This is a genomic window from Hyphomonas oceanitis SCH89 (assembly GCF_000685295.1).
GTDB classification, from domain to species: Bacteria; Pseudomonadota; Alphaproteobacteria; order Caulobacterales; family Hyphomonadaceae; genus Hyphomonas; species Hyphomonas oceanitis.
On the sequence record NZ_ARYL01000018.1, the window covers coordinates 1 to 15,375 of the forward strand.

The 15,375-nt window shown below is 58.1% G+C and carries 17 protein-coding genes; 10 read left to right on the top strand and 7 right to left on the bottom strand.

The window, feature by feature from the left end; all coding sequences use genetic code 11:
- Both HOC_RS12250 and HOC_RS12255 read right to left on the bottom strand, forming a co-directional pair.
- A partial coding sequence (locus tag HOC_RS12250) for a cytochrome P450 family protein (protein WP_162174840.1) occupies nucleotides 1-828 on the bottom strand: 828 nt, incomplete at its 3' end.
- A 117-nt stretch (nucleotides 829-945) separates the two neighbouring features.
- Complete coding sequence (locus HOC_RS12255) at nucleotides 946-1,434, bottom strand: DUF2244 domain-containing protein (protein WP_051624826.1); 489 nt, start codon at nucleotides 1,432-1,434, stop codon at nucleotides 946-948.
- Between the two features lie 56 nt (nucleotides 1,435-1,490).
- Here HOC_RS12255 and nth point away from each other — a divergent pair, with 56 nt between their 5' ends.
- Both nth and HOC_RS12265 read left to right on the top strand, forming a co-directional pair.
- Nucleotides 1,491-2,216: an endonuclease III gene (gene nth / locus HOC_RS12260; RefSeq protein ID WP_035539023.1), complete on the top strand. Its 726-nt coding sequence runs from the start codon at nucleotides 1,491-1,493 to the stop codon at nucleotides 2,214-2,216.
- Nucleotides 2,217-2,348: 132 nt separating this feature from the next.
- Nucleotides 2,349-3,122 (top strand): DUF481 domain-containing protein, encoded by a 774-nt coding sequence (locus tag HOC_RS12265; protein ID WP_035539026.1) that lies wholly within the window; start codon nucleotides 2,349-2,351, stop codon nucleotides 3,120-3,122.
- A 57-nt stretch (nucleotides 3,123-3,179) separates the two neighbouring features.
- On the opposite strand, the gene HOC_RS12270 is transcribed toward HOC_RS12265, so the two are convergent.
- Nucleotides 3,180-3,977 carry an ATP-grasp domain-containing protein gene (locus tag HOC_RS12270; RefSeq protein ID WP_241767002.1) on the bottom strand — a complete coding sequence of 266 codons (798 nt, stop codon included), beginning with the start codon at nucleotides 3,975-3,977 and terminating at the stop codon, nucleotides 3,180-3,182.
- A gap of 165 nt (nucleotides 3,978-4,142) precedes the next feature.
- Between HOC_RS12270 and HOC_RS12275 the strand changes: the two genes are divergently transcribed.
- Nucleotides 4,143-5,141, top strand: a complete 999-nt coding sequence (locus HOC_RS12275; protein WP_035539028.1) for an adenosine kinase — start codon at nucleotides 4,143-4,145, stop codon at nucleotides 5,139-5,141.
- 98 nt (nucleotides 5,142-5,239) lie between these two features.
- Complete coding sequence (locus tag HOC_RS12280; protein WP_035539030.1) at nucleotides 5,240-5,578, top strand: winged helix-turn-helix transcriptional regulator; 339 nt, start codon at nucleotides 5,240-5,242, stop codon at nucleotides 5,576-5,578.
- A gap of 9 nt (nucleotides 5,579-5,587) precedes the next feature.
- Here the strand turns inward: HOC_RS12280 and hslU are convergent, their stop codons facing one another.
- Nucleotides 5,588-6,895, bottom strand: a complete 1,308-nt coding sequence (gene hslU, locus HOC_RS12285; protein WP_035539032.1) for an ATP-dependent protease ATPase subunit HslU — start codon at nucleotides 6,893-6,895, stop codon at nucleotides 5,588-5,590.
- Nucleotides 6,896-6,953: 58 nt separating this feature from the next.
- A complete protein-coding gene (hslV, locus tag HOC_RS12290; protein WP_035539034.1) occupies nucleotides 6,954-7,511 on the bottom strand; it encodes an ATP-dependent protease subunit HslV in 558 nt (185 codons plus the stop codon).
- A 132-nt stretch (nucleotides 7,512-7,643) separates the two neighbouring features.
- On the opposite strand from hslV, the gene pstC reads away from it, so the two are divergent.
- From pstC to phoB, 5 genes are read left to right on the top strand one after another with little or no spacing between them, the layout of a single operon-like run.
- Complete coding sequence (gene pstC / locus HOC_RS12295) at nucleotides 7,644-9,062, top strand: phosphate ABC transporter permease subunit PstC (protein WP_084146292.1); 1,419 nt, start codon at nucleotides 7,644-7,646, stop codon at nucleotides 9,060-9,062.
- Entirely contained in the window at nucleotides 9,055-10,635 is a 1,581-nt protein-coding gene (pstA, locus tag HOC_RS12300; protein ID WP_035539036.1) for a phosphate ABC transporter permease PstA, read from the top strand. The genes pstC and pstA overlap by 8 nt, the downstream gene beginning before the upstream one ends.
- A 50-nt stretch (nucleotides 10,636-10,685) precedes the next feature.
- Nucleotides 10,686-11,465: a phosphate ABC transporter ATP-binding protein PstB gene (pstB, locus tag HOC_RS12305; RefSeq protein WP_035539153.1), complete on the top strand. Its 780-nt coding sequence runs from the start codon at nucleotides 10,686-10,688 to the stop codon at nucleotides 11,463-11,465.
- Nucleotides 11,466-11,475: 10 nt separating this feature from the next.
- Nucleotides 11,476-12,168, top strand: coding sequence for a phosphate signaling complex protein PhoU (phoU, locus tag HOC_RS12310; RefSeq protein ID WP_035539038.1), 693 nt, complete (start codon nucleotides 11,476-11,478; stop codon nucleotides 12,166-12,168).
- Between the two features lie 22 nt (nucleotides 12,169-12,190).
- The gene (phoB, locus tag HOC_RS12315; RefSeq protein ID WP_034743109.1) at nucleotides 12,191-12,877 is read left to right on the top strand and encodes a phosphate regulon transcriptional regulator PhoB; all 687 of its coding nucleotides are present in this window, start codon (nucleotides 12,191-12,193) and stop codon (nucleotides 12,875-12,877) included.
- On the opposite strand, the gene HOC_RS12320 is transcribed toward phoB, so the two are convergent.
- On the bottom strand, nucleotides 12,874-13,578 hold the full coding sequence (locus tag HOC_RS12320; protein ID WP_035539040.1) for a dienelactone hydrolase family protein: 705 nt from the start codon (nucleotides 13,576-13,578) through the stop codon (nucleotides 12,874-12,876). The two genes, phoB and HOC_RS12320, sit on opposite strands and share 4 nt — an antisense overlap.
- A gap of 139 nt (nucleotides 13,579-13,717) precedes the next feature.
- Between HOC_RS12320 and HOC_RS22585 the strand changes: the two genes are divergently transcribed.
- Nucleotides 13,718-14,584, top strand: a complete 867-nt coding sequence (locus HOC_RS22585; RefSeq protein ID WP_051624827.1) for a phasin family protein — start codon at nucleotides 13,718-13,720, stop codon at nucleotides 14,582-14,584.
- 47 nt (nucleotides 14,585-14,631) lie between these two features.
- Here the strand turns inward: HOC_RS22585 and HOC_RS12330 are convergent, their stop codons facing one another.
- Entirely contained in the window at nucleotides 14,632-15,264 is a 633-nt protein-coding gene (locus tag HOC_RS12330; RefSeq protein WP_051624828.1) for a TetR/AcrR family transcriptional regulator, read from the bottom strand.
- Nucleotides 15,265-15,375: the final 111 nt, after the last annotated feature.

Consider the following 15,375-nt stretch of genomic DNA (forward strand, 5'->3'; position numbering starts at 1 on the left):
GATGACGTTACCCAGCAGCTCCATTGGCGTCATGTTGCGGGTCTTCTCACCATGCGCCAGCAAGCTGATGAGATCGTTCTTTTCGTCCATCGCGCCGCGTTCCTGGAACAGGCCCATAAACGTGGTGAGGCAGGTCATCATCTCCTGCTTCCACTGTTCTTCCCCACCGGGGCAAATGTCAGGATTGTTCATGTTCGTCGCGACGTCAGACCAGCGAGTCAGGTCGCGGCGACGCTCGTAAGGATAGTCAAACAGGGTCGCCAGCATCATCGTGGTCAGTTCGACCGAGACGGTATCGACCCAGTCAAAAGGTTCTCCGACGGGCAGGCTGTCCAGCAGGCCCTGTGTCCGCGAACGGATCAGGGATTCGTATTCCTTGAGCATGTTCGGCGCGACGGCCGGCTGGACTGTCTTGCGCTGTTCGGAGTGGCGCGGCTCATCCATCGCGATGAACATCGGCATCTCGAAATCTTCAAGCGGCTCGCCGAGTGTGATGCCACCGTGCTCCCAGCTCGACGAGAAGCGCTTGTGGTCCGTGTCGATGGCCATGATGTCTTCATAGCGTGTGATGGACCAGTAGGGCCCAACGAAGCTGTCCGGGGTGAAATGGATGGGGTCTTCGTTGCGAAGGCGCTCAAGCAGCTCCCAATATTTGCCCTGACGCCAGATCTCCGGATCAACAATGTCGACGGTTTTGATGTCGACGCTGGACGCAGGCGGCACCTCTTCGCCAACGCGGAGATAGCCGGGATGCAAGGGTTCACGGTCCGAAACTTTAGGGCGCTTCAGCGCGGGATGATCAATGCTCTGTGCAGTATCTGCAGCCATTTCTTTTCCTCCGGAGCATCCTTCAACCGGATGCCAGTTTTGATGTCTGGAAGAATTTAACATAGCCCGGATAAAAAAACCATGACGCAGGCGTCATTTATTTTTGGTAACCCGAATTCAGGCCAGATACCGTTCGCTACGGGCGCTGATCAGGGCCGCCCGGATGGCCGTCAAAAGTGATTTGCGCTCCGGAAGTGTCAGGAAACGTCCAATGACATATGCTGTCCGTCCGTGCTCGATTCGCAGCCAACTGGTCGATTCGACGGGCTCATCGAGTTCGACCCGGGCGAAGGCCGAGGGAAGTTCCACACGTCGCTCGGAGCCATCCGCCTTGCGATGGAAGAGATGCACCGACTTCCCGGTGATGGTGATGCGAGTTTCTTCCCGCTGACGACGGAAGGACCAGCGAAAGGCCAGGTAGATCGCCAGAGCATCCAGGCCGAAGAATCCCACGACAGGGAACGCGCCCATGGAGAGAAACGCCATTCCGCTGATAAAACTCGCGACGCCGACGACACTCATGATGATGGCAAAGCCACGCGGGCTCAGCGACCTGTTCGGGGTCAGCAGCGCATCCAGATAAACGACTTCGTCAATTTCGCTCATGCAGGAATATCTAGCACGCCCTTGCATGCTGCAAAGTGCGACTTAGACAGTCCTGCATGCCAAATGACGCACCCTCCAAGCCGAAGACCCGGAAAAAGCGGGCTCCAAGAACATTCGGTCCGGAAAAAGCGCATGCGCTATATAAGGCGCTCGCTGAAGACAGACCGGAACCCCGCACCGAACTGGACTTCACGAGCCCCTATACGCTGGTTGTCGCGGTCGCCCTGTCTGCGCAAGCGACCGATGTCGGGGTGAACAAGGCCACCGCCAAACTCTTTGCTGTCGCAGACACGCCTGAAAAGATGCTGGCGCTGGGCGAAGAGGGGGTGGCTGGATACATCCGCACCATCGGGCTTTGGCGCAACAAGGCCAAGAACGTCATCGCACTGAGCCAGATGCTCCTGGACGAATTCGGCGGCGTTGTGCCGGAAACGCGAGATGAGCTTGAGCGCCTGCCGGGCGTCGGCCGCAAGACAGCCAATGTAGTGCTGAACGAGGCTTTTGGCGTACCGACGATTGCCGTGGATACCCATGTGTTTCGGGTGGCCAATCGGACAGGCTTGGCGCCAGGCAAGACGCCTGAGCAGGTCGAGGCGGGGCTCGAGCGCGCGACGCCGACCGAATACAAGCATGGTGCCCATCACTGGCTGATTCTGCATGGCCGTTACGTCTGCAAGGCGCAGACGCCGGAATGCTGGCACTGCGCCATTGCAGATCTGTGCCGTCACAAGCCCAAAACGCCGGACCCTGCGACTGTCTCTCGTCTCGGTCCGCGTCATTAAACGCCACCTGTTTAGGCAGGCTTGTCGCAGATTATTCTCAAGGTATACGCGCCATCAAGTGGCCATGGTTCCGTGAGTCGATGGTCTGAATTTGCCACCAGAACTTATCCGATAAATCCAGGAGTCTTCGCAATGCGTCCACTGAACCAGTCATCATTCATCCTTGCATCTGTCGGCGCTGCTCTTGTGGCCGTTGCGCCGGCTTACGCTCAGGAAAAGGATGGCTGGAGCGGCGAAGCGGCCTTAAATGCGGGTTACACGACCGGCAACACTGAAACGACTGATCTGGGCCTCGGCGTTGATGTCGCGCGCACGGCGGGTCTTTGGAGAGTCGAACTGGTCGCGGACGGCGAATATGGCGAACAGGATGGCATCGAAAGCCGGAACCGCTACTTCTTCTCGGGTGATGTTGATCGCCTTCTGAACGAAAAACTCTTCAGCTTTGGTCGGACCTCTTATGAGGTCGATCAGTTCACAGGATTCGATAGCCGTACCTTCGTGGGTGGCGGCCTAGGCTATCATATCCTCAATGGTGAGAAGGCAAGCTGGACCGTTCGCGGCGGCCCGGGTGTCAAGATTGACGAAGTGAAACGCACTGTCGTGACGAATTCAGATGGCGTGGTGATCGTCACGCCAGCGGAAACCGTGACGTCTATCGGTGCGGTGGCGCGCTCTGAATTTGGCTATCAATTCAACGATAATGTCAAACTCGCGAACGAGACGGACGTGCTGTACGGGGAAACATCCACGCAGATTGAAAATAGCATTGCGCTGACGGCTTCCGTTTCAAAATCCTTCTCCGCGCGCATGTCCTTCAATGTCCGCTACGACACCAACCCGGCTGACGGTTTCGAGGACACTGACACCGCGCTGAAAGTTGCGCTCGTGTATGGCTTCGGGAAGTAGGGCCGCACCCGAGGAAATATAGCGTAAAGTATGCGCTCGGAATTTCAGCGAAGGGCTTTAGGCCTCGATCCTGATTTGCCGTGCGATCGCTGCCGCCATTCGCTTGCCAAGCTCGGGCCCTTCGATGGGATAGAGATAGGGCTCGATCAGTTCCAGCTCCATTAGAAGGAGTTGGCCATCTTCCGCGCGCAGCATGTCGACGCGGCCGTAGAGGGGCGTTTGGTCAAGTGTGCCAATTATAGCCTGCGCGGAGGCCAGGTCCCGTGAGGACGGGACAATCGGTTCTTCCTGCCCGCCATATTCGGATTGGATCCTGTAGTCGCCGTCTGCGGCACGCTTGATCAGGGCATGACTGAACTGGCCGTCAATAAAGATGAAGCTGATCTCGCCTTCAGTCTGGATCATGTTCAGGAAGGGCTGGACCATCATCGGGTGCGCAACTGCGGGAATCGTCTCTCCGCGCTTGAGGCGGAACTGGTCCCGGGCGCCGGCGCCAATCTGGCGCTTGAAGACGAGGTCGTCACTGCCAAGCACGTCGAATGCCCCAGACGCAGTATCCGACGTCACCTTGTCCAGCCAGAGGGTCGGGATCAGGTTTGCGCCTTTCGCTTCAAGGTCTTTCAGGTACGTCTTGCGGCTGTTCCAGCGCACCATGTCTGCGGAGTTGAATAGGCGCGTGTGCTTGCCAATGGCCTCCAGGGTATTGAGAAACTCATCGATCCGGTCCCAATAATCCCAGGTCGTGCCGATGATGGCGGCGCTAAACGATCCCCAATCCGCGTCTGGATCATCCCAGGCGACATCGATAACGCTCATGCCCTTTTCGGCAAAAGCCGGCACGAGTGAACGCATCATATAGTCATGCTCGAAAGCATCACTACGACGAACGGGTGAACCTGGCAGCGTGACTCGGGAGGCAATGTAAGCGATTTTCATGGCGAGCGGTTTAGCATGGCGCGCAGTTGCGTCCAGCGCCCATGTCTGGCAATCGGCGGGCTTGGTTTTCAAGGCTAAGAAAATATGACTTCCACCCGTTATGATGTTGTCGGCCTCGGCAATGCGATCGTTGATGTTCTTTCCAGCGCGGATGATGCGTTCCTGAAATCATGGGACATCCAGAAAGATGCCATGACGCTGATCGAGGAGCCTCGCGCAGAGGAACTTACGGCAGAGGCGAAGAACCCGATCATCACGTCAGGCGGAAGTGGTGCAAACACCATAGCGGGCGTATCGAGCTTCGGCGGCAGCGCTGCTTATATAGGCAAGACAGCCAATGATGATCTCGGCCGCCAGTTTCGGGAAGAAATGACCAAAACAGGCGTGCCTTTCGCGACCCATCCGCTCGAGGACGGGCCTGCAACGGCTCGGTGTATCATCTTCGTCACCGACGACGGCGCGCGCAGCATGAACACATTTCTTGGCGCTTCCGTTCTCTTCTCCAAAGAGGATGTCGACGAAAAGGTCGTGCGCGAAGGTCGCATACTCTACCTCGAAGGCTATCTGTTCGATAAGGACGACGCCAAGGCCGCCTTCATCCACGCGTCTGAAATTGCCAAGTCCGCAGGCCGACTCGTTGCCCTGACGCTTTCGGACAGCTTTTGCGTCGACCGTCACCGGGAGAGCTTCCTGCATCTGGTTCAGGGCCATGTCGACATTCTCTTCGCCAACGAGGAAGAGCTTCTATCGCTCTACCAGACACGTGACTTTGACGAAGCCATTGCGCGCCTTCAGGCTGATACGGCGATCGCCGCCGTGACGCGGAGCGAAAAAGGCTCCGTTGTGATCGGTGGCGGCGAGCCTCTGACGGTTGCGGCTGAGCCGGTGGCAAAAGTGGTCGACACAACAGGTGCCGGCGATCAGTACGCCGCTGGCTTCCTTTTTGGCTACGCGCGCGGCTTGCCGCTGGCGACCTGCGCACGGCTTGGCCATATCGCTGCGGCAGAAGTCATTAGCCATTTTGGCCCTAGACCAGAAGTCTCGCTTGCGGGTCTCGCTGAAGCGGCAGGTATCAAGCTTTAGAACGCGACCAGATACCGTGACGCCGTAAGCCCAACAAGAACGAATCGCCCCATAGTGCTGTTTCAGAACTTGCTGGGAATCGGCGCAGGGGATCCCGTATGAAATGGTCAGAGCTCTCGGATAACTGGTGCCCGGTCGCGCGGACGCTGTCCGTGCTGGGTGACCGCTGGACGCTTCTCATTTTGAGGGACTGCCTCCTCGGCCTCTCGCGGTTCGAGCAATTTGCGGAATCAAGCGGGATGACGCGGCACATACTCGCTGACCGGCTCAAGCGCCTTGTCGAAGCAGGTATTCTGGTCCGAAACCCGTATTCAGAAGCGCCCAAGCGTTATGACTACGTTCTCACAGAGAAGGGCCAGGAACTCGCCCCAGCGCTCATGACCCTGCGAGATTGGGGCAAGAAGCATTTGCCGGTGCGACGGGCCAGCGCGAGCTAATCGCCTCTATTAGAGAATGAACTTGGAGAGGTCCGCGTTGCCGGCAAGGCTCGCCACGCGTTCGTTCACATAGTCCGCCGTAATCGTGATGGTTTCGCCAGACTTGTCAGGTGCGTCGAAGCTGATCTCATCAAGAAGCCGTTCCAGCACGGTCTGCAGGCGCCGGGCGCCGATATTCTCCACCGAGTTGTTCACCGCTTCCGCGAGGTCTGCGAGCCGGTCGATGGCCGCATCCTCGAAGATCAGTGTTACATTCTCCGCTGCCATGAGCGCCTCATACTGGCGCACAAGGCTCGCCTCCGGTTCCACAAGGATACGCCTCAGGTCGTCACGTGACAAAGGCTCGAGTTCGACGCGGATCGGCAGACGGCCCTGTAATTCCGGCAGCAGGTCTGATGGCTTTGAGACATGGAACGCGCCAGACGCGATGAACAGGATATGATCTGTCTTGACCGCGCCGCGTTTGGTGGAAACGGTTGTGCCTTCGATCAGCGGCAGCAGGTCGCGTTGCACACCTTCCCGGCTGACATCGGCGCCGCCCCGGTCCTTGCGTGCGGCCACCTTGTCAATTTCGTCGAGGAAAACGATGCCATCTTCTTCAACGGCCTTCACGGCCTCGCGGATGATGGCATCCTCGTCGAGCAAGCGGTCTGCTTCTTCATCCAGGAGAGGGCGGTGGGCCTCTTTCACGGTCGTGCGAACGCGCTTGGTGCGCCCGCCGCCCATGGCCTTACCGAGCATGTCGGACAGGTTGATCATGCCCATCGAGCCGCCTTGCCCCGGAATATCGAGCATCTGCATGGCATTGCCTGAGTCGGTGAAGTCGATATCCACCGGCTTGTCGTCGAGTTCGCCTGCGCGCAATTTGCGCCGAAAGGCTTCGCGTGTGGACGCTTGAGACTCAGCGCCCACAAGGGCGTCCAGAAGGCGTTCTTCCGCCGCATCCTTGGCCTGCTGCGCCACGCCAGCCCGTTTCTGCTCTCGAATCATGCCGATGGCAGCTTCGACCAGGTCGCGAATGATCTGTTCGACATCTCGTCCGACATAACCGACTTCAGTGAACTTGGTCGCTTCCACCTTCAGGAATGGCGCATTGGCGAGCTTGGCCAGGCGGCGGGAAACTTCAGTCTTGCCCACGCCTGTGGGGCCGATCATCAGGATGTTTTTGGGTGTAATCTCGTTGCGAAGCGCTTCAGGCGCCTGCTTGCGGCGCCAGCGGTTGCGCAGGGCAATCGCCACGGCGCGCTTTGCGCCAGTCTGGCCAACAATGTGCCGGTCAAGCTCGGCAACGATCTCACGGGGTGTCAGGTTTTGCATTCAGATATTCCGGAACTGCTTTGCCATCAGGTCTGCATCAGACCAGAAGGGGAGGCGATTAAAGGTCGAGCGTTTCGAGCGTGAAGTTGGCGTTAGTGTAGACGCAAATATCAGCGGCAATCTGCATCGCCTTGCGACCGATGACTTCCGCATCCTCTTCATAATCATAGAGGCCCCGCGCGGCAGCTAGCGCATAATTGCCGCCTGACCCAACGGAGACCACATTGTGCTCAGGCTCAAGCACATCACCCGCGCCGGTGATCACGAGCGTGACCTCCTTGTCAGCCACGATCAGCAGGGCTTCAAGTTTTTGTAGGTATTTTTCAGTTCGCCAGTCCTTAGCCAACTCAACGGCGGCTCTCTGGAGTTGGCCCGGGTGCCGTTCCAGCTTGGCTTCAAGCCGCTCGAAAAGTGTGAAGGCGTCTGCTGTCGCGCCCGCAAAGCCAGCGAGAATCTCGCCGCCTGCAATGCGTCGCACTTTACGTGCATTTCCCTTCATAATGGTTTGACCCATTGAGACTTGTCCGTCGCTCAGCATGGCGAGCTTACCGGATTTTCGAACGGCGAGGATCGTTGTCCCGTGCCAGATCGCTTCAGATTCATTGCGCTGTTTCATGTCCCAAGATGTGGCCGATCAGGCCCTTTGGTGCAAGACATGTGCGGTCATCTGTCATGCCTGTCACAATTGTCACATAACTGTCGCGGAGCAGCATTAAGGGAAGCCACATTAACGGGGAATTCGAACTGGATGATTCAGCAGCTCGGTCACTTGCCCATGGGATGGCTTTTGCTGGCATTGCTCGCGATGCTGGCATCGGGCGGCTTTTTCGTTGGCCGGGTCCAGGCCGAACGATTCAGCGGTGCCACAGGATCTGTGCGGGTCCATTCCCGACCCAATTATCACGGCTACTATGTTGCCATGTGGACCTTTGTCCCGGCACTTGTCGTGGCGCTGGCCTACGCAATGCTGGGCGAGGGCATAGTCCGGTCGCTGCTTGCCGGGGAGTTGCCAGCCAATTTCCAGAGCATGCCGTCTGTCGAGTTGGACGTTTACCTGGACTCAATCGCGCGCGCCGCATTTGACCACGGCTATGGCGGCGCAGACCGCGTGTTCTCAGCCATCGCCAATCGATTTCTTGAACTGCAGGGCATGGTGAAGGCTTCAGCCATCGGGCTGGCCCTGATCAGCGCAGCGTGCGGCTTTTTCCTGGCGCGTCGCAAGGTGGCTCCTAGCTTCCGAGCCCGCAATCGGGTCGAGGGGGGCATAGAGCTCTTCCTGTTCCTGTGTGCCGGCATCGCAATCGCGACAACTGTCGGCATTGTCGCGTCACTGCTTTACGAAAGCCTGCGGTTCTTCTCGGAGATCCCCTTCTGGGATTTCCTGTTCGGTACGCGCTGGAACGCGCAGACAAGCGCGGAGTTTGGCGCACTCCCTCTGTTCTATGGCACGTTCATGATCGCGCTGATCGCCATGCTCATCGCAGCGCCTGTCGGTCTGTTTGCGGCGATCTACCTTTCCGAATATGCCGGGCCAACCGTGCGGGCCTGGGTGAAGCCGGTCCTTGAGGTGCTCGCCGGTATCCCGACGGTCGTTTATGGCTTCTTCGCTTTGCTTGTGGTCGCGCCAGCGATCCGGGCGGTCGCTGTCTGGATCAACATGACCCTGATGTCTGCGGGCATCACGGCAGAGCCGCTTCTGGCGGCCCAGCCAACCAGCGCGCTGGCGGCCGGGCTCGTCATGGGCATCATGGTCATCCCCTTTGTCTCGTCCCTCTCCGACGATGTGATCAATGCTGTTCCGCAAACGCTGCGCGATGCCGCCTACGCCATGGGCGCGACGAAGTCCGAGACCGTCAAACATGTGGTCCTGCCGGCGGCCTTGCCGGGCATCATTGCGTCGCTGCTGCTGGCTGTCTCCCGCGCGATCGGTGAGACGATGATCGTGGTGATGGCGGCGGGACAGCGCGCGCGCATCTCGCCCGACCCGACGGCTGACCTGACGACGATTACCGTTCAGATCGTTGCCCTGCTGACCGGGGAAACAGAATTCGATAGCCCGAAGACGCTGTCAGCCTTCGCGCTGGGGCTTGTCCTGTTTGTCATTACCCTCTTCTTCAACCTCATCGCCCTTCGGGTCGTTCAGAAGTATCGTGAAAAATATGACTGACGCCGCGCCAGCCCCTTTCCGGAACGAAAAGGCGTTGAAACGCCTGAAGAAGCGTCGGGCAGCCGACATGCGTTTCAAATTCTATGGGATGTCCGCGATTGCGTTCGCGCTGGCGGCTCTATCGCTGCTGATCATATCGATCCTGTCCCAAGCGATGTCGGCGGCGACCTATCATATTGTTCGCTATGACGTGGTGCTTGATCCGGCTGTGATCGCGCCCCCCGGGAAAGACAAACCGGCGGATGTGGCCCGCAATATCGATGGTTTTTACGATTTGCTGCGGGACAACCTGTTGCAGACATTTCCTGATGTGCAGGGCAACCGGCTTGAGACGCGCCAGCTTGGCGATCTCTTGACGCGATTAGCCGTCTTGCCGGTAGCGAAGTCCGTTGCGGCGAACCCGACACAAATCGGTCAGGAGATGACCATCAAGGTGCCGCTCAATGACGATCTGGACCTTTATCTGAAAGGGGCGGTATCGCCTGAAGCGCGCCTCAAACTGGGCGCTGTCGAGCAGGGGATTGAGACGACGCCGGGGCGTGTAACGCTTTCGGGCGCAAACGCTTTCAAAGGCCTGCAATCGCTTATCGCTGCGCAGCGCGCCGAAGTGGGCGATGCGGTTGATGCCCGTTCTATTCTCGTCACGGCAGGCAAGTCGACAGGCCGCGTTGTCAGCATGAGCGCTGACGCTTTGGAGATGGATCTGCTGACGGGAAGCGCTTCTGATTTCAACGCCGCTCGTCCTCTGGCGCGCGTCATTGCCTTGCCTGAATCCCAGCGCAATGTGTCCGACGACCAGATTGCCTGGACGCTGGCCCTGAAGGATATGGGACGCATTTCGCGCGTTCCCCACTTCAGCCTCCTTACCCACACAGACAGTACTTATCCGGAACTGGCGGGTGCGCTGGCCGCCATTGTGGGCTCACTGCTGACAATGCTCGTCACGGCTTTCATCGCCATTCCAGTAGGCATTTTCGCCTCGGTCTATCTTGAAGAATTTGCACCGCGTAACCGGCTCACCGAAATCATTGAGGTCAACATCAACAATCTGGCGGCCGTGCCATCGATCGTCTTTGGCTTGCTGGGTGCAGCCGTGTTCCTTGGCTTCTTCGGCCTGCCACGGTCAGCGCCTCTCGTTGGCGGCCTCGTGCTTGCGCTTCTGACTCTGCCAACAATCATCATCGCTTCGCGCGCTGCGCTCAAATCGGTGCCGCCATCCATTCGCGCGGCTGCTTTGGGGGTAGGGGCCTCCAAGATGCAATCGGTTTTCCATCACGTGTTGCCCGTAGCGGGGCCCGGCATCTTCACCGGCGCCATTCTTGGCATGGCGCGTGCGCTGGGTGAGACGGCGCCCTTGCTGCTGATCGGCATGGTGGCGTTCGTGGCAGATGTGCCAACCGGCCCGACGGATGAATCGACGGCTTTGCCTGTTCTGGTGTATAGTTGGGCAACGCATGCAGAGCGCGCCTGGGAGCCGATGACGGCAGCGGTGATCGTCATCCTCCTCATGTTCCTAATCACGATGAATGGTATTGTCGTATTCCTGCGACGCCGGTTCGAGCGGAGATGGTAATGGAAACCACAATCACTGAAAGCCGCGAAACACTGACGGCAGGGACCAGCATGGACGAGACACGGGGCCTCACTTATCCACGGATAGAGTGCAAGAATATCAATGTGTCCTATGGCGACAAGCAGGCCATCTTCGATATTTCGCTACCCATTCCAGACCGTTCCGTGACCGCTTTGATCGGGCCGTCGGGTTGTGGCAAGTCCACCTTCCTGCGTTGCCTGAACCGCATGAATGACACGATCGAGTCCTGCAAGGTGACCGGCGAGATCATCATGGATGGCGAAAACATCAACGACCCGGATATCGACCCGGTTCTGCTACGCTCGCGCGTCGGCATGGTGTTCCAGAAGCCCAACCCATTTCCAAAGTCGATTTTCGACAACATCGCTTATGGCCCGCGTATTCATGGCCTCGCCGAAACACGCGAAGACCTGGACGAAATGGTCGAGAAAAGCCTTCGGCGCGCCGGTCTCTGGGAAGAAGTCAAAGACCGTCTCTCTTCCCCAGGCAATAGTCTCTCCGGTGGACAGCAGCAGCGCCTGTGTATCGCCCGCGCCATCGCTGTGCGCCCTGAAGTCATCCTGATGGATGAGCCTTGCTCTGCGCTGGATCCGGTCGCCACGGCACGTATCGAGGAACTGATCGACGAGCTGCGCAAGCGCTACTGCATCGTCATCGTCACGCACTCCATGCAGCAGGCGGCGCGCGTCTCCCAGCGCACTGCGTTCTTCCATCTCGGTGAACTCGTCGAAATGGGTGAGACGGACCAGATTTTCACCAATCCTCGCGAACGCCGCACCGAGGATTATATCACCGGTAGGTTCGGTTAGGATTTGAATCATGTCTGATCACATTGTTTCCGCATTCACGGACGAACTCGACAAGCTGGCTGCAGACATCCTGCGCATGGGCGGCATCGTCGAGACAATGATCCTCGATGCCTGCTCCTCCGTGAACAAGAATGACGTCGAGCTTGCCCGTGAAGTGGTCGCGCGTGACCCGCAGGTCGACAAATTGGAGGCGGATGTCGAGCGGCAGATCGTCAGCCTTATCGCCCGTCGCCAGCCCATGGCGCACGATCTGAGAGCCGTGTTCTCGGCCCTCAAGGTTGTCGGCGAACTGGAACGCGTCGGCGATCTTTCCAAGAACATCGCCAAACGCGCCCAGCGGCTTGATGAGAATGTCGGACCTTCCATGCGCAAGGGAATCTACCGCATGGCAAGCCCCGTATCGCGCCAGCTGAACATGGTGCTGGACGCCTATGCCACCGGCAATGCCTCAGCCGCCAAGGCAGTCTGGGAAGGCGACGATGATATCGACCAGCACTACAATTCCCTGTTCCGGGAAATGCTGACCTACATGATTGAAGACCCACGCACGATCGGGGCAGGGGCGCATATGCTGTTCATGGCAAAGAACCTTGAGCGCATCGGAGACCACTGCACCAATATCGCCGAGTTTGTATATTTCCAGGCGACAGGAGAATATCTTCTGTCAACGGACAGACCCAAAACACCCCAGATAGACGGCTGATGCCGCTAACGAGGACGACAACATGAAACCCTTTGTGCTCATCGCAGAAGACGAGAGCGCCGTCTCTGAACTCCTGCTCTATAACCTCAAGAAAGAGGATTATGACGTCGCCGTCGCCGCGGACGGGGAAGAGGCGCTCATGATGATCGACGAACGCGCGCCGGACCTGATCCTGCTTGACTGGATGCTGCCCAAGGTCAGCGGCATTGAAGTGTGTCGGCGAATTCGCAATGGCGGCGCCAATCCGAATATGCCCATCATCATGCTGACCGCGCGCGGCGAAGAGAGTGACCGTATCCGCGGGCTTGATACGGGCGCGGATGATTATGTCACCAAGCCCTTCTCGACGACCGAGCTGATGGCGCGCGTGCGGGCCGTCCTGCGCCGCATCCGTCCGGGCCTCAAGGAAGACAAGATCACTGTCGGCGACATCATCATTGATCGCGTCGCTCACCGTGTGATGCGTAACGAAGGCGAGATTCATCTCGGTCCGACGGAATTCCGCCTGCTGGATTATTTCATGCAGCATCCCGGTCGGGTCTTCTCCCGCGAACAGCTGCTTGATACTGTCTGGGGCTCTGACGTCTATGTTGAGGCGCGCACGGTCGACGTACATGTCGGGCGCCTGCGTAAGGCGCTCCGTCAGGGCGGCGGCGAGGATCCTATCCGCACCGTCCGCTCTGCCGGCTATGCCCTTCGCGGCGACTAGAAGAGTTCAGCCAGGAAATCTTTCAGGTGCGCAAAGCTGCGCCGGTCGGCGTCGGCATTGTAGACCGTGCCCATCTCGGCATTGTTCGCACCCTCGGTAGTGAAGGCGTGCATGGAATTGCCATGCGCGTGCAGCTGCCAGTCGGCGCCCGCTTCGGTCATCTCCTTCGCGATGGCGAGCACATCATCCGGCTTCGCCATTGGGTCCTGCCAGCCGTGCTCGATCAGTACTTTGGCGGAAATCTTCGGTGAAGAGATGTTCTCCGGCGCGCCGAGCAGGCCATGGAAGGAACATACGCCAAGTACGTCCATACCGGCCCGCGCCATGTCCAGAACGGAGAGGCCGCCAAAACAGTAACCGATGGCGGCAGCCTTGTTGGCATCGACCCCTTCCTGCTGCTTCGCAACGGCTAGCCCGGCCGCGAGCCGCTTTTGCAGCTCGGCGCGATTGCCCGCGAGCGGGTTCATCAGCGCCTGGTTTTCCTCAACCGTCGTGCCGCGCTTGCCCTTGCCGTAAACATCCATGGCAAAGGCAGCATAGCCTAGCTTGTCGACAACAAGCTGCGCCTTCTGGCGCTCATTCTCCGCAAGGCCGGCCCAGGCGTGCGCGATAACAACGACCGGGACATTCGACTTGCCTGCTGGTTTCAGAAAGAAGCCCTCATAGGGTTTGCCATCAATGCTGTAATCAACTGCGCTCATATCCGTGTTCCTCTTGTGGTTTCTAAGGTCAGATACACGCTATTCACCGGCGGGTTTCAACCCCGGTAGCGATTAGTATGCGCTTTCTAGACTTCTTCCTTATTTCTGGTCCCATCAGATAACCCGAAGGAGCCAAGCAATGGCAAAGTCGAAATCCAAAGAGAAATCCAAGTCGCGCACGAAAGCCGAAAAGATCGGCAAGAACATCGAGGCAAACTCCACCGACATGGCGCACAAGATCTGGCTTGCGGGCGTTGGCGCCTATGGCAAAGCCTATGACAGCGCACTGGCTGGTGCGAATGTCCTGAACACGCAATCGGCTGAGGTTTTCGAAGACCTCGTCAAGCGCGGTACGGAAATCGAGAGCGACGTGCGTGCCCGTCTCAGCGGTGATGAGCGTGTGCTCAAGGCTGGTCAGCAAATGGCCAAGGCTGCTGCAACTGCCCGTGAATTTCAGGTGCAGGCGCGCGATCAGTTTGAAGCCCGTATGGACCGCATGCGCGATCTCCTTGGCGTCAAAGGTCTCGGCACCAAGGGCGAAAAGATTCACAAGAAGCTGGACAAGCTGGAAGACGAAGTGTCCGACCTGACCTCCAAAGCCAAGTCGGCTGCTGGTGATGTGAACCTCAAAGCACGTCTTGCACGTCTGACGGCCGAGATCGAAGCCGTTGCCGGCGAGACGGGTGCCGAAGTCGCCAAGACAGCAAAGAAAGCCGCCAAGAAGACTTCTGCTGCTGTCAAAGAGGCTGTGGCCACGAAGCCGGCTGAGCCGAAGGCTGCTGCGCCAAAGGCCAAAGACAAAGCAATCGGTTCAGACGACTTGTCGAAAATCACGGGCGTCGGTCCGGCGCTTCTTAAGAAGCTGGCCAAGGAAGGCATCACATCCTTCGCCCAGATTGCTGCGCTTACGAAAGCTGAAGTCGCTGCACTGGATGAAAAGATCAGTGCGCGTGGCCGCATTACCCGGGACAACTGGGTGAAGCAGGCAAAAGCCCTGAAGAAGTAGGGATGACGATACTGGAGGGCGGTCTCAGAATGAGGTCGCCCTTCAAATCAGTCCATCACCGCTTCATAATGCTCGATCATATGCGTTAGGGCGCCAAAGCCGGCCTCTCCCATATAGGGCACAATGAGGCACATGACCTGGAACACGGTTTTGTGGATCAGGGCCGGGCCGTCATGGTGTGTTGTGCCTATGCTGTCATTTGCCAGCCAGAACGTCACGGTCATCATGATCTGGTCGGTAAGCGCCGTCTTGAGGCGTGGGTCCAGCCGAAGAACATCGCTTTCTGTCAGGTCTTCCAGGACGCGCGTAATAGTCTGACGTTTCTCGCTAACCAACGCCCGGAAACGAACGGCTAGATCGGGGTAGCGCTCGAGTAGGACACCAAGGTCGCGATAGAAGAACCGGAAATCGTAAATCTCTTCGAGGATGATGTAGAGATAGACCCAATTGTCCTCAATCGAGTTGACCCCGCCTTTTGAGCCGCGAAGTATGACGCGCATCTCGTCCTCAAAAGCGCCGAACAGGGCGCGGATAATCGCGTCCTTACCCTTGAAATGATAGTAAAGATTCCCGGGGCTTATATCGAGTGCATTTGAAATATCGACGGCCGTTTGCGGCGCTTCTCCTTCCTCGTTGAAGAGCAGGAGGCTGACTTGAAGGATACGGTCGCGTGTTTTCATGGTCCAACTTGGAGTTTGACACGCAATTATCACTATGGAACGAATTTTCTTTCAAACTTTACAAGTCTATCTTTGCACAATCGCAAGAGAAACAAATTAAGCTGGCGCCGT

Bases quoted from the DNA above. Each gene is read 5' to 3' on its own strand.
- HOC_RS12280 (WP_035539030.1), top strand. From the start codon at position 5,240: ATGAAATGGTCAGAGCTCTCGGATAACTGGTGCCCGGTCGCGCGGACG.
- HOC_RS12270 (WP_241767002.1), bottom strand. From the start codon at position 3,977: ATGATGCGTTCACTCGTGCCGGCTTTTGCCGAAAAGGGCATGAGCGTT.
- pstA (WP_035539036.1), top strand. From the start codon at position 9,055: ATGACTGACGCCGCGCCAGCCCCTTTCCGGAACGAAAAGGCGTTGAAA.
- hslV (WP_035539034.1), bottom strand. From the start codon at position 7,511: ATGAAACAGCGCAATGAATCTGAAGCGATCTGGCACGGGACAACGATC.
- HOC_RS22585 (WP_051624827.1), top strand. From the start codon at position 13,718: ATGGCAAAGTCGAAATCCAAAGAGAAATCCAAGTCGCGCACGAAAGCC.
- hslU (WP_035539032.1), bottom strand. From the start codon at position 6,895: ATGCAAAACCTGACACCCCGTGAGATCGTTGCCGAGCTTGACCGGCAC.
- HOC_RS12265 (WP_035539026.1), top strand. From the start codon at position 2,349: ATGCGTCCACTGAACCAGTCATCATTCATCCTTGCATCTGTCGGCGCT.
- HOC_RS12275 (WP_035539028.1), top strand. From the start codon at position 4,143: ATGACTTCCACCCGTTATGATGTTGTCGGCCTCGGCAATGCGATCGTT.
- pstB (WP_035539153.1), top strand. From the start codon at position 10,686: ATGGACGAGACACGGGGCCTCACTTATCCACGGATAGAGTGCAAGAAT.
- nth (WP_035539023.1), top strand. From the start codon at position 1,491: ATGCCAAATGACGCACCCTCCAAGCCGAAGACCCGGAAAAAGCGGGCT.
- HOC_RS12320 (WP_035539040.1), bottom strand. From the start codon at position 13,578: ATGAGCGCAGTTGATTACAGCATTGATGGCAAACCCTATGAGGGCTTC.
- HOC_RS12330 (WP_051624828.1), bottom strand. From the start codon at position 15,264: ATGAAAACACGCGACCGTATCCTTCAAGTCAGCCTCCTGCTCTTCAAC.
- pstC (WP_084146292.1), top strand. From the start codon at position 7,644: ATGATTCAGCAGCTCGGTCACTTGCCCATGGGATGGCTTTTGCTGGCA.
- phoU (WP_035539038.1), top strand. From the start codon at position 11,476: ATGTCTGATCACATTGTTTCCGCATTCACGGACGAACTCGACAAGCTG.
- phoB (WP_034743109.1), top strand. From the start codon at position 12,191: ATGAAACCCTTTGTGCTCATCGCAGAAGACGAGAGCGCCGTCTCTGAA.
- HOC_RS12255 (WP_051624826.1), bottom strand. From the start codon at position 1,434: ATGAGCGAAATTGACGAAGTCGTTTATCTGGATGCGCTGCTGACCCCG.